General features: G+C 50.2%; 13 protein-coding genes. All 13 read right to left on the bottom strand.

The genetic code is table 11. The features are described 5' to 3' along the window. Positions 1 to 168 precede the first annotated feature (168 nt). Entirely contained in the window at positions 169 to 879 is a 711-nt protein-coding gene (locus ACML7B_RS03060; protein WP_418539278.1) for a hypothetical protein, read from the bottom strand. A 30-nt stretch (positions 880 to 909) separates the two neighbouring features. Then, positions 910 to 1,419, bottom strand: a complete 510-nt coding sequence (locus ACML7B_RS03055; protein ID WP_418539277.1) for a helix-turn-helix domain-containing protein — start codon at positions 1,417 to 1,419, stop codon at positions 910 to 912. Positions 1,420 to 1,516: 97 nt separating this feature from the next. Beyond that, positions 1,517 to 1,738 carry a GNAT family N-acetyltransferase gene (locus ACML7B_RS03050; protein ID WP_418539276.1) on the bottom strand — a complete coding sequence of 74 codons (222 nt, stop codon included), beginning with the start codon at positions 1,736 to 1,738 and terminating at the stop codon, positions 1,517 to 1,519. Beyond that, positions 1,710 to 2,138, bottom strand: a complete 429-nt coding sequence (locus tag ACML7B_RS03045; protein WP_418539275.1) for a hypothetical protein — start codon at positions 2,136 to 2,138, stop codon at positions 1,710 to 1,712. Before ACML7B_RS03045 ends, ACML7B_RS03050 begins: the two co-directional genes overlap by 29 nt. A gap of 215 nt (positions 2,139 to 2,353) precedes the next feature. Continuing rightward, the gene (locus ACML7B_RS03040; RefSeq protein ID WP_242973548.1) at positions 2,354 to 2,947 is read right to left on the bottom strand and encodes a hypothetical protein; all 594 of its coding nucleotides are present in this window, start codon (positions 2,945 to 2,947) and stop codon (positions 2,354 to 2,356) included. Positions 2,948 to 3,056: 109 nt separating this feature from the next. After that, complete coding sequence (locus ACML7B_RS03035) at positions 3,057 to 3,503, bottom strand: helix-turn-helix domain-containing protein (RefSeq protein WP_106788251.1); 447 nt, start codon at positions 3,501 to 3,503, stop codon at positions 3,057 to 3,059. 309 nt (positions 3,504 to 3,812) lie between these two features. Then, a complete protein-coding gene (gene rlmH, locus ACML7B_RS03030; RefSeq protein WP_418539274.1) occupies positions 3,813 to 4,292 on the bottom strand; it encodes a 23S rRNA (pseudouridine(1915)-N(3))-methyltransferase RlmH in 480 nt (159 codons plus the stop codon). Positions 4,293 to 4,319: 27 nt separating this feature from the next. Then, positions 4,320 to 6,371: a HelD family protein gene (locus ACML7B_RS03025; protein ID WP_418539273.1), complete on the bottom strand. Its 2,052-nt coding sequence runs from the start codon at positions 6,369 to 6,371 to the stop codon at positions 4,320 to 4,322. 11 nt (positions 6,372 to 6,382) lie between these two features. Beyond that, positions 6,383 to 7,159, bottom strand: coding sequence for a ZIP family metal transporter (locus ACML7B_RS03020; RefSeq protein ID WP_346708427.1), 777 nt, complete (start codon positions 7,157 to 7,159; stop codon positions 6,383 to 6,385). A 128-nt stretch (positions 7,160 to 7,287) separates the two neighbouring features. Further along, positions 7,288 to 8,676, bottom strand: a complete 1,389-nt coding sequence (gltA, locus tag ACML7B_RS03015; protein WP_346708428.1) for an NADPH-dependent glutamate synthase — start codon at positions 8,674 to 8,676, stop codon at positions 7,288 to 7,290. After that, complete coding sequence (locus ACML7B_RS03010) at positions 8,676 to 9,563, bottom strand: sulfide/dihydroorotate dehydrogenase-like FAD/NAD-binding protein (RefSeq protein ID WP_346708429.1); 888 nt, start codon at positions 9,561 to 9,563, stop codon at positions 8,676 to 8,678. The genes gltA and ACML7B_RS03010 overlap by 1 nt, the downstream gene beginning before the upstream one ends. A gap of 131 nt (positions 9,564 to 9,694) precedes the next feature. Next, complete coding sequence (locus ACML7B_RS03005; protein ID WP_418539272.1) at positions 9,695 to 10,975, bottom strand: chitobiase/beta-hexosaminidase C-terminal domain-containing protein; 1,281 nt, start codon at positions 10,973 to 10,975, stop codon at positions 9,695 to 9,697. Between the two features lie 138 nt (positions 10,976 to 11,113). Further along, entirely contained in the window at positions 11,114 to 13,483 is a 2,370-nt protein-coding gene (locus tag ACML7B_RS03000) for a DNA translocase FtsK 4TM domain-containing protein (protein WP_418539271.1), read from the bottom strand. Positions 13,484 to 13,507: the final 24 nt, after the last annotated feature.

Genomic DNA, 13,507 nt, shown 5'->3' with positions numbered 1-13,507 from the left:
CGTGAATCTCCGTACCATAATGAGCGGGTTCCTTCCCAGGATATAACCGGTCAAATTCCGCCTCGATGGCATCCCATCCCGGCGCCCATTCGTTATCTTCGTCCATCCTTTTCCTGTATTCTTCTTTGGTCATTTTGCAGCGCCTCTCCTTTCTCCTTGCCAGCCCTTTCAAGATTTCTCACAGGTATTTATAAATTTCATAGGGGCAACATGCCGCATAAGAAACGCATCCATTTCATCAATCCCTATCATACTGCGATTCAGCGACACATGCTTATGTTTTGCATATATCTTTATCTTTTTTACCTCTTCCCACCCCATATCCATCTTCGTTTTTCGAACGATCCTAGTTATTTCATCCACATGAAAGCCATATCTTCTTCCAAATCCAGGCCTGACAGTTACGAACTCTCCCTCAGCAACAATCCGGAACCGCCACACCAGAACCCCATAGATAAGAAAGGGCGCGGCAGCCAAAAAAGCCCCGATGCTGAGAGCGGCATTAAGGGCGGGGCTTGCCACACCCAGTATCACTATAAACAAAACAGAAAAAAGCAGGGGCAAAACCACTGCCCCCATAAAGACAAAATAGGTTTTGCACAGGTAAACTTCTGTCTTCAGTCTAAGCTCTGTCTCAAACATCACTTTGCCATTGCTCTCGAAAAAAAGCACTTCTATATCATTATTTTTCCCGTATTGAGTCGCTTTATAGATCAGGTCAATCCTATCTTCATCGGCTACTTCTCCCGTATGCCGGATCCAGGACACATCCTCCGCATACGCGTAAAATCCCCCGAGGCAGGTTTCCCCGCTGAACCTTGCGATATTCCCTTCATCATCTTCAATCTGTACATAGGATTTTGTTCCTGTGATAACCATCTTTTCATTCCCCTCAAAAGCACACTCAGTCTATACTTTTTTTCTGGTCAAAAACATCCCCAAGGCCGCCCCTGTAAGAATAAGCGGCGCCAGTCTGACAAACAGCCATTCCAACGCATGAAAAGCGACTCCCACAACGGCCGTTTCCGGATTGCTGTAGTCCCAGCCTAAATAGGGGCTGTTTAACACGATCAAGGCCGCAAAAACCGCCGCAATGACCACACATACAAAGACAAAGAGCCAGTGAAATATTTTTCGTCTTGTCTCCTTCCTTTGCGCAAGCTGCAGGTTTATAATCTCCAGTTTCTCAGAAATTGCTTTTAGATCCCCGGCTTCCGGTACCGCGGCAGTTTCTCCCAGCAGAGTGCTTACGGAAGTTTCAAGCGCTTCCGATATGGCGATCAGCATATCAGAGTCGGGGACCGACAATCCGTTTTCCCATTTGGAGATGGTTTGGCGCACTACATTCAGCTTGACCGCAAGTTCTTCTTGTGAGAGTCCTTTTGATTTTCGGATCGCTTTCAAGTTTTCATTTAACATAGGACAGCCTCCTTCTTTCAATTGCTATCACTATTCTAGGGAAATCCGTCCGTTGCGGCAAGCAACGCAGAGTAACTTCGCCTCTTCATACGCCGGATCATACAATCTCGCGAACGCCAAAGGTATCCGTCCATAAAGGCATATAACCACTTCGTATCGCGACCGACTGGGATGCGATATTTGTCACAGAAGCACTGTAAAATGGTATTTTCCCTTGTTTCAATATTTCAACCGTCAGATTATGTACCAATAGAGAAGCCAGCTTTTTTCCTCGGAACGCCTTCTTAACATCAATTCCAGCATGTTGAAGTACTGCCATTCTCATCAAATGATAACGAATTGTCAAATCCTCTGATCCCATATAGTTTCCTGATTTCATCATCAATGAGTAATTCGAAGGTATACCCTTCAGCAAAAGGCAATAGCTTCATCTGATTTATATCAGGAACATAATGCAAGGTCTGGCCAAACACATAATTGCTCTCATATAGTTCATCCCGGCTTTTTCCGCAAAGCTGTCTCATCCCGTCAGAAAATAAATCTGAAGACAGGGTGATAATATTTGTATCCTCAATACTTAGGATTTTTATATACTTTTCCGGTTTATTATCATCCTCGATAAAAATCGTTTCACCCGCATGTAAATCCTGTATACCGCAATTCATTTGTTTTGCAATATACTTATAAATTGTCTCTTGTATATCTCGCCGCTGAATCATATTCTTTCCCTGCAAATTAACTCTTGTTGAATTTATCTTTTTTTATGCTATATGATTGTAAACTTTTTTCACACCCATTTTTTTCATAAAATGACTCAACACCTGGCTGTGCGCCAAAATACAGCATAGTTGGGGAAACTTCTTTTGCAAGCTGCAGAAGTTTGCTTCCAATTATGAACGGTAATACTCTCTCCTAAGTATTTACAGAAAAGGATTTATCGCTTTTTTACGATCCAATTATCCTTTTGTGTTTTTCTTTCCGCATAGCAGCCACATGGCATATCTTTAAGCACACCAACGGAATGATCCAAATCGAAAACGGATTTTAAAGATACCAGCCTTGCTTCCGCTGTCTCATGCGCAGAACCGCACAAAAACTGCCACATTCCATCATCTTCATCATGTGATACATATAAAATAGGTTTGCCATCATCTAAAATATGGCAGCAGATTATCGTAGCCACATTCGGTGCATCATAAAAAGGAAAATCCGATTCATCATTTAATTTTTTCAGCCGGCTTAAAAGCAAAGGAATTGCCTTATCAATCCAAAAAGAACCGTCCAGCTGCCCAGTTGACATACCTGCATGGACTTTGGCAAATTCGGAAGCCATATACTGCTCTCCTTTTTCAAGCGGCCTTCCTGTAAACTCTTGAAAAGTCAAAAGTATTTCTGAATGAAATTGTTCAATGGAGTATGGAATTTCAATATCCGCATAATATTTTTTTAAATATTCCCACAGGAAGGGATCCCCGCGAAGTCCCCATGTCTCAGGCTCTGCAAAAATTTCTGATACAAAATGGTTCATCTTCCTACCTCCACCTCAGCAACTCATTTCTTTAATCTTACATACGACTAATTTTATTATAGCTTAGACATTATATTGTATACAGATAAATTAGAATTTGTTTGTATCTTTATTGCTCCTTTTCTTGCTTTTCCAGATACTTAACAACCTCTTTGTCCCATCTAAGTTTCTTAACTCCACCAATTAAAAACATCGCAATCCCAATGCAAAGTATAACCGTTCTTCTAATTGAATCTGGAGAAATACAACACGAAATCACTAGTCCTGTACCAGCACCTGTAAAAAAATCAATAATAGATTGCTTATGTTTATAATACTTCCCGTATAATCTTTCCTTATCTATTGTTTTTACCATTTGTTTGTCCTCCTTCAATAATTTATCCAGAGAAATTTCAAACATATCACTCATAGTTACTAACGTATTCAAATCTGGATAGTTTTTTTCATTCTCCCAATTTGATACCGTCTGTCTGGTAACATGAAATAATTCGCCGAATTCCTCCTGTGACATTCCTTTTTCCTTTCGAACATTTAATATTGTTTTTCCAATACTCATCGTTTTACCTCCTAAGGATATTATCAGTGGAATGTAACAAAAAGAAAAGCAATCCATCTTTTACAGTCCGCTATTATAAACGCAAAGATTTTTTGACAAGGAAATTTTTATTAGTTTATAGCCTTCAGTCCTGCAAATTCCAGTCTGTCGACCTAGTTTTACTTCATTATACCATTCGCTTATTTCCCTGTCATTGTCTTTCTTGCCCATACGAAAAGAGAGCGGAACATCATCTGTCCACTCCCTTCCAAACACTTTTCATGATCCATTGCTTCCCGCTATCCCATACCCAAATACAAAAAACCGTCCTTATTTATGATACGGCTCTCCATTTATGATCCGATATCCCCGGTACACCTGCTCCAGCAGGATCACCCGCATAAGCTGATGGGGAAAGGTCATCTTCGAGAAACTAAGAGCATAATCCGACCGCTTCAGCACTTCTCTGCCAAGACCGATAGAACCGCCGATCACAAAGGCGATATTGCTTTTCCCCTGCAGTCCAAGAGCGGCCATCTTATCTGCAAGTTCTTCTGATGAAAGCTGTTTTCCGTTGATCTCAAGAGTGATCACATACATGTCGTCTCTGAGATATTTCCGGATCCGTTCGCCTTCTTTATCCCGAATCTGTTCTTCTACTGTCTCGCTGGCCTGATCCGGCGTCTTTTCATCCGCTACCTCGATGATCTCCAGCTTACAGTAACGGCTTAGCCGCTTGCTGTACTCGGCGATCCCATCTTTCAGATACTTTTCTTTTATCTTACCCACTGTGATCAGTGTGATCTTCATAATATTCTCCACCCTTTCTCCTGGTTGCTATGCGCCTTCCTCTGTCTCATAGACATAGAGTTCCTGGAGCGCCCGGGTGGCTGCGATATACCGGGCCTGCTTCCACAGCGGATTTTTCTTGTCCCCGCACAGAGAGAATACCTGGTCAAACTCCAGCCCTTTTGCCAGATAGAAGGTGGTCACCGTAAGTCCCGGCGCAAAGGAAGTGCTGTCCCGGTCCACGTAAGAAGCAGGGATCCCCTTAAGCTTCAGCAGCCGATAGATATCATAGGCCTCCTCCTGGGTAAGAGTAAGGACCGCTGCAGTTTCAAATCCATGTTCTCCTTCCAGCCTCAGCCGGTCCCCCACTGCAGCCAGCAGCGCATCCTCCGATGGAAATGTCTTCTCTTCCACCTCCCGACCATGCCGCTCCAGCAGGTCCAGATCCATTTCCCCGCTGATCCGCTGGGCGTACCGGGCGATCTCCACCGTATTGCGGTAGCTCTTTTGAAGGTCGATCCGGCGAAGCCGCTTCCCGAAGATCCCCGGCAGGAAGGAAGTTACGTCCTGAGGCCTGTCTGAAAGTGCCTGAGCCCGGTCTCCCAGGATGGTCATCCTGCAGGAGAAAAGGTTCTCGATGATCACATACTGGAGATAGGAATAATCCTGCATCTCATCGATCACCAGATGTTTGATCCGCTTGTGGGAGGCTTTCCTCCGGAGACGGTATTTGAGATACAGGAGCGGGTACACGTCCTCATATGAGATGATCCGCTTCTCCAGGGGAACCTCCGGCAGCAGTGGCAGCCCCAGATCCTCCAGAAGCCAGTTGTAGATCTCATACAGATCTTTGGTCACATACAGGCTGTCAAATTTCTGCTGCAGGAATTCCAGCTCTTCCTCCGTAAGATCCCGCTGGTGCAAAGTCTCATAGGCGTCCGCGAAATGCTCCATCACCGCTCCGGCCCGCTCCAGAAGCGGAGTCTCCTGGAAACGGAAATAAAACATCTGGATCAGTTCTTCCTCGGTAAGCTTCATGCCTTTGAACCGAATCTCTTTGAAATCCATCAGCCGATCCTCCAGCACCGCCAGGAATCCCTCCATCTCTCCTGCGAATTCCCGGGACTGTTTCCGCTCAAACAATGCCTGCTGGTCTTCATCCGGACATTTCATCATCCGCTCCAGCTGGTCGTACTTATCCTCACAGTCCGCCGCTGTGTCCCGCAGTTCATGGTAAGCAAAAAGATCAAAACTCATTTCCCGGATCTTCTCCTCCCCCAGTTCCGGCAGGATATGGGAAATGTAGTCCGCGAACACCCCGTTTGGCGACAGGATCAGGATATTGGAGGAGGTAAGGTTCTCCCGGTCATGGTACAGAAGATAGGCGATCCGGTGAAGGGCGATGGAAGTCTTCCCGCTTCCCGCCGCCCCCTGGATCACCAGGATCTCATCCCTGGTGTTGCGGATGATCTTATTTTGCTCCTTCTGGATGGTGCGGACAATGTTTTTCAGCTTCACATCCCCGTTGTTGCCCAGCTCCTGCTTCAGGATCTCGTCGTCGATCTTGGTGTCGCTCTCAAACCCGTATACCATTTTCCCGTGACGGATCTTATACTGCCACTTTCCGCATATTTCCCCACAGACAACTCCGCCGGGTGCCTCATAAGAAGCAGGCCCCCGGTCGAAATCATAGAACAAACTGCTGACAGGCGCCCGCCAGTCGTAGATCAGCGGCAGCCTGCCGTCTCCTTCATCAAAATTTCCGATTCCAATATAGATGGGCTCCGGATCTTCTTCTCCCTCAAACCGGAAATCCACTCTTCCAAAGAAGGGGGCGTCCAGCATACTCTGATAACGGTGCCTTTTGCGAAGGATCTCCTGATTGGCGTTCACCTGGTGGAGAAGGGCCTGCTGGTTGTCGTAATCCTCATAGCCGTACTGGTCCATCTCCGCATAATTTCCCCAGTAATATTCGTGCATGGAGGTGATCTCTTCTTTTCCTTTTCTGAGAGAGTCCTCCACTGCTTCCAGACAGCGTTTCAACTTTTCTGTCACAAACTCCAAAAACCAGGCTCCGTCGAAAAATCTGTCGTTGTTCATCTTCCTTCCTCCTACCCCAGAGCCACGTCCAGGATCATCATCAGGGCAAATCCCAGGGCAAATCCGATGGTTCCAATATTACTGTGGGAGCCCTGGGCCGATTCCGGCACCAGTTCTTCCACCACCACGTAGATCATGGCTCCCGCCGCGAAGGCAAGGAGATAGGGAAGGGCCGGTGCGATATACGACGCCAGAAGAAGGGTGATCCCTCCGGCAACAGGCTCCACCACACCGGATAAAGCGCCATAAAAGAATGCTTTTCCTCTGCCGCTTCCCTCCGCCCGGATGGGCAGCGCAACAATAAAGCCTTCCGGCAGGTTCTGGAGTGCGATTCCCAGAGACAGGGCAAAAGCGCCTGCCAGCGTCACACTGGCATTATCGGTGGCAAGACCGGCAAACACCGCGCCGCTGGAGATCCCTTCCGGGATATTGTGCATCACTACTGCCAGCACCAGCATAGTAGAACGCTTCAAAGAGCATTTTGGCCCCTCCGACTCTTCACAGCCGATATGAAGATGCGGGATGATCCGGTCCAGCAGGAGCAAAAAGGCGATCCCAAGCAGGAACCCGGCCACCGGCGGGATAAAGGCCATCCTTCCCATGTCTTCCGACATTTCCATCGCAGGGATCAGAAGCGACCACACCGAAGCCGCTACCATTACCCCTGCCGCAAATCCAAGAAGTCCCTTCTGGATCAGGGGTTTTAGTTCTCCCTTGATGAAAAATACACAGGCGGCGCCCAGCGTTGTGCCGATAAACGGCGTGATAAGGCCCCAAAAAACAGTCATAATAACTCCTCCATGAAGTCAGCATTTCTATCATCATAGCACAAGAATGCAATTGGGTACACCCCAAAACGCAATTTAGGACGTAGCCTTTTTGCAAAAGGCTACGTCCTAAATTGACGTAAAAAAATTTATTTCTGTGATAATATCTCGTGGATTCCCTTCGCGCCCGCTTTTCCTGCGCCCATGGCCAGGATTACGGTAGCCGCGCCGGTCACGGCGTCTCCGCCGGCAAATACATATGCCTTGGAGGTCTGGCCGTTCTCTTCGTCTGCCACGATACATTTCTTCCGGTTTGTCTCAAGTCCTGTTGTAGTGGAAGCGATCAGCGGGTTGGGAGAAGTTCCCAGAGACATGATGACCGTATCGACCTCGATCTCATACTCAGACCCCGGGATCTCTACCGGACGGCGGCGTCCGGAAGCATCCGGCTCGCCAAGCTCCATCTTGATCACCTTCATACCCTTGACCCATCCTTTGTCGTCTACCAGGATTTCCTTCGGGTTGGTGAGCAGGTCGAAGATCACGCCCTCTTCCTTCGCGTGATGAACCTCTTCTACTCTGGCCGGGAGCTCTGCTTCGCTCCGGCGATATACGATATGCACCTCAGCGCCCAGACGAAGTGCGGTCCTGGCTGCGTCCATAGCCACGTTTCCGCCGCCTACAACAGCGACCTTCTTGCCTGCCACGATGGGGGTGTCATAAGAATCATCAAAGGCCTTCATCAGGTTGCTCCGGGTCAGGTACTCATTGGCGGAGAATACGCCGTTGGCTGTCTCTCCCGGGATTCCCATGAACATAGGAAGTCCGGCGCCGGAACCGATGAAGACTGCCTCGAAGCCTTCCTCTTCCATCAGCTGGTCAATGGTGGTGGACTTGCCGATCACTACATTGGTCTCAAACTTTACGCCCAGCTCTTTTACTTTTTCAATCTCTTTTTTCACTACCTTCTCTTTGGGAAGACGGAATTCCGGGATCCCGTAGACCAGTACGCCGCCCAGCTCATGAAGGGCCTCAAAAACCGTCACCTCATAGCCAAGCTTCGCCAGGTCGCCGGCGCAGGTAAGGCCGGACGGGCCGGAACCGATGATGGCTACCTTGTGGCCGTTGCTCTTGTCGGCTTTCTCCGGTTTGATATCATGCTCCAGGGCATAATCTGCAACAAAACGCTCCAGTTTTCCGATGGAAACCGGCTCGCCTTTGATCCCGCGGATACATTTGCACTCGCACTGGGATTCCTGGGGGCAGACACGTCCGCAGATCGCCGGCAGGGCGGAGGATTCTCCGATCACCTTGTAGGCGCCCTCAATATCGCCGTCCTTGATTTTTGCGATAAAGCCCGGGATATTGATGGATACCGGACATCCCTGGATACATTTGGCATTCTTACAGTTCAGGCAGCGGGAAGCCTCTTCCATGGCCTCCTCCTGATTGTATCCGTAACATACTTCCTCAAAATTCGTCGCTCTGACCTTTGCGTCCTGCTCTCTCACAGGAACTCTCTTTAATACATCCGCCATTACTTGTCACCTCCGCAGTGGCCACATCCGCCGTGATGGGTGTCGCCTTCTTGTAATTTCAGCATCGCACGTCCCTCTTCGGTCTTGTACATCTGCTGTCTCTTCATTGCCTCGTCGAAGTTGACCAGATGGCCGTCAAATTCAGGTCCGTCCACACAGGCAAATTTGATCTCATCGCCTACGTGAAGCCGACAGGCGCCGCACATTCCCGTGCCGTCCACCATGATCGGGTTCATGCTGACAATGGTGGGGATCTCCAGCTTTTTCGTCAGAAGACAGGTAAATTTCATCATGATCATAGGACCGATGGCCACGCACAGATCATAGTGGTTGCCTTCCTCGATCAGCTTCTCGATCTTGGTGGTGACCATTCCGGAATGTCCGTATGTACCGTCGTCTGTACAGGGATAATAGTTCCCGGCCACCGCGCGCATCTCGTCTTCCAGGATCAGAAGGTCTTTGGTCTTGGAACCAATGATCACATCCACGTCGATGCCGTGCTCCTTCATCCATTTCACCTGGGGATAAACCGGAGCCGCGCCAACGCCGCCGCCTACGAACAGGATCTTCTTGCTCTTCAGGCTCTCCAGATCTTCCTCTACAAATTCAGACGGACGTCCCAGGGGACCTGTGAAATCCCGGAAAGCATCCCCGGCTTTCAGTTCCGCCATCTTTGTAGTAGAAGCTCCTACCGTCTGGAAAACGATGGTGATCGTCCCGGCTTCTCTGTCATAATCGCAGATGGTAAGCGGGATCCGCTCTCCCTTTTCATCCATCTTGACGATGACAAACTGTCCCGGCTGACAATGCCTGGCTACGCGAGGAGCTTCCACGTCCATCAGATAGATCATATCGGCAAGCTTCTCGGCCTTTAATATCTTGTACATCTCGTTTCCTCCTAACATTTCATACTTCTTTTATGATAATGTATCTTTCTGAAAATATCAAGAGGACAACCTATAACCGGGCACAAAAAAACACAGCCTGCGCAGATTTCCTGCAATGGCTGTGTCTTTCTCTATTCTTCTGAACTGTCTGACGGCAACTCCAGCACATAATTCCTGGTGGTGATCCCGCTCAGCCGTCCGTCCCCGCTTACCAGCACTGCCTTAAACAGAGTCTCTCCCTCCGGCATATTAACAGGGCCGGTATATTTGGCAGAAGCGGTAGTGGGATCAGAGCCGTCCGTCGTATAGTAAGCTTCATAACCATCCGGCACCTTCACCTCAATGCTGGTGGCCGCCTCATATTGTCCGGTAGAGGGCGATACCGCAGGAGCGTCCTCAATGGGCAGCTCGATCACGTACTCCTTCGCCTCCGGCATGCTGGGGATGCCGTTCTTATTCACCGCAATGGCTGTCACTGTGGTCTCTCCCTCGTCCAGCTGGATCGGTTCCGTATATTTGGTACTTCCCGTATCCGGGTCGCTGCCGTCCACCGTATAGTAAATCGTCAGGCCTTTTCCTGCCGTCAGGGTCAGCTGCTGTACCTCCTCATAGGTTTCCTTCGCATCCAGGCTGAACTCTGGCACATCGATAATGTATTCCGAAAGAGCCTCCCGCACCTGATCGGTGGCTTCGTCCAGAAGTCCCGGGATCTCCATCTGCTGCTTGGTATCAATATAGAAATCAATACAGGCTCCATAAAGATCAGAATTACCTGCCTGCTCTTCGATGGCGTCAAGGAAGACACTCTCCGCAGCGTCCGGATCGTTCTGGGCAAGATAAACCCTGGACAAGCCTGTATAAGCCTCCGGACGTTCCTTATTTTTACCAATGGCCCGCTGAAACGCACTGGAAGCCTCGCTGTACTCCTGCCGCTCCAACGCCTTGTTTCCTGCACTTACGATCCCGTTATAGGAATTCTTATAGATCAGCACAATGCCGCCTATCAGCGCTGCCAGGATCAGGAACATCACTGCCAGCAGGATCCGGCGTTTCTTGCGAAGCTGGGCTTTCCGTCGCTGCGCCTGCCGCCGGCGGGCTTCCCGGTCCTCCGTCATAGTTCCGGTACCCCGCATCGTCCGTCCCGTGGCTCCTCTTACTGCACCGGTCCGTCCGGTGGCTCCTCTTGCAGGACCAGTCCGTCCGGTGGTCCTGCGCTGGGAGGCAGTACGCCGCAGTCTCTCTGTGTCTGAAAGATCCAGGCCTGTGGGCTCACCGTTAATGGAACCAACGATCTCCTGGGCTAATATATCATCTAAAGGATTATAATCGGGAACAATGCGGACTTCTTTTCCGCAGTTCTCGCAATATAACACCCCGTCTGGGATTTCATGGCCGCAATATCTGCATTTCATCCGGGCCAAACCTCCTACCTTACTGTTACCTTCCTGTCGCCGTCCGTTTTTAGACAGCCTTGATATTATACTTCAAAGCATTTCCAGTTGCAACAAAAACTACCGCAATCGTCACAAATCCTACAGATTCCGCCCTCTTTAGCTGTTATTTGACAGGTACGCTTCAAATTCTTCCATGGACATCAGGATCTTCCGCGGCTTTGTTCCTTCCTCACCGCCTACCACGCCTGCCTCGCACAGCTGATCCATGATCCTTGCCGCCCGGTTGAAACCGATCTTAAAGCTTCTCTGCAGCATACCGATGGATGCCTTTTCCTTCTCAACGATCAACCGTCCTGCATCGGCGAAATATACATCCCGCTCTTCTTCCCCGCTGCCTGGTCCGCCGGGAACACCGCCCGGCGCAACACCGGTGGCCACCTGTTCCTCAATGGCTTCGTCGTAATCTGCGTCTCCATTGTGGGTCTTCAGATAATCCACCACGTTCTGAACCTCTTTATCCGTTACAAAAGCTCCCTGGACACGGGCAGGCTTCTGGTAACCGGAAGGGTAGAACAGCATATCGCCTTTCCCCAGCAGCTTTTCCGCGCCGTTCATATCGATGATGGTCCGGGAATCCACGCCGGAAGACACGGCAAATGCAATCCGGGAAGGCATATTTGCCTTGATCAGGCCAGTGATCACATTGACGGAAGGACGCTGGGTAGCCAGCACCAGATGAAGCCCTGCCGCTCTGGCAAGCTGGGCCAGACGGCAGATGGATTCCTCCACCTCTCCAGGCGCCACCATCATAAGGTCTGCCAGCTCGTCCACGATGATCACGATCTGAGGCATAGGTTCGCGCTTCTCTCCATCCGGCGTCTGCGGTTCTGCCGCCACTTTGCTGTTGTAGCCCTTGATATCCCGCACATTGCACTCTGCAAACGCCTGATATCTACGGGTCATCTCCATCACCGCCCAGTTGAGGGCGCCGGCCGCCTTCTTGGGATCGGTGACCACAGGGATCATCAGATGAGGGATCCCGTTATACACACTTAACTCCACAACTTTCGGGTCGATCATGATAAGCCGCACCTCCTCCGGCGAGGCTTTATACAAAATACTCATGATCAGAGTATTGATACATACAGATTTTCCGGAACCGGTAGCTCCGGCGATCAGAACATGGGGCATCCTGGCAATGTCCGCCACCACCGTCTTCCCTGCGATATCCTTGCCTGCCGCAAAAGCGATCTTGGAAGAACTGTTCTGAAACTCCGGCGTTTCCAGAAGATCTCGCAGCATGACCACGGAATTTTCCTTGTTAGGAACCTCGATCCCCACTGCGGCCTTGCCGGGAATAGGCGCCTCGATCCGGATATCCGCAGCCGCCAGGTTTAGCTTGATATCGTCGGCCAGGCCCACGATCTTGCTCACCTTGACTCCCATCTCCGGCTGCAGCTCATACCGGGTCACGGAAGGGCCGCAGCTTACATCGGTCACCGTAACCTTCACGCCGAAATTCTCCAGTGTCTGCTGCAGCTTCATCGCCGTCTCCCGTAAATGAGCGTCTGAATCTCCTCCGCTCCGGCTTCCCTTTTTCAGAAGGGACATAGGCGGGAACCGATAGGCTTTCCTGGGCCTCGCCGCATCTGCAGCAATGGAAGCAGCCACTCCGGAAGTCTCCGAGGCCACTTCGCTTCCGCTCTTTTCCCTGGTCTTTTTCCCGGTGGGAAGGACTGGTTCTGCTCCTGCAGTTTCTTCCTCCCCTTCCTCCCAGGGCGGGAGATCCTCCCCACGGTTGATATGGAACTGAGGTGGCGCTTCTTCCTCTTTGGTCTCTGGGACAGGAATTTCCTTTGCTTCCGGTTCTGCAAGGGTGGTATTAAAGGAAACCCCTTCCACCCGCCGGTCCGTCCGCCGCTTTCTTCCGGTGATCCGCTGCCTTGGGGCTGCATTTTCCCGCTGAGACTGCCGCTCTCTTGCTTCCTCTCTCCGGCGGGCAGCGTCTTCTTTTGCTCTGTCATAAGCCCTGCTGCTCTGATCCCGGACGCCTTTCAAAAGGGATTTTCCCGTGATAAGTACCAGACAGATGATGGCCAGGATGACCACCACCACATATGTACCGGCGGTCCCGATCGCCGGTACTAAAAGCCCGGCCAGAAGAGACCCAACGAACCCGCCGGCGTCGTCCACCAGCTGAAACAGGGTGCAGGCCAGAACCGCCAGCACAAGGATCGCCCCGGTCTTCAGATAAGCGTTGGCATTCCCCCGGTTGGATACGGTAAAGGCGATGGTTCCAAACAAAAGGAACGGCACCGCGTAGGCTACCCATCCAAAGGCAGCAGAAAGAAACGCAGCCACCCCGTCGCCCAGGAAACCGCCCATTCCAAAATTACTGATCAAAAGCAGAAGGCTGACGGCGAGAGACGCCCAGATCAGGATCTCATCGCCCACAAAGCTCTGCCCGGTATTTTTCTTTTTTGTTTTCGATGACGTACCCCTCTTTTTCTTTGACTTTCCAGCCATGAAGCTTCCCCCTTAATCACCGTT

It is taken from the genome of Massilistercora timonensis, from assembly GCF_048354975.1.
GTDB classification, from domain to species: domain Bacteria; phylum Bacillota; class Clostridia; order Lachnospirales; family Lachnospiraceae; genus Massilistercora; species Massilistercora timonensis.
Note: the sequence above shows the minus strand (reverse complement) of the source record. Positions and strands in the feature narration are given on the sequence as shown.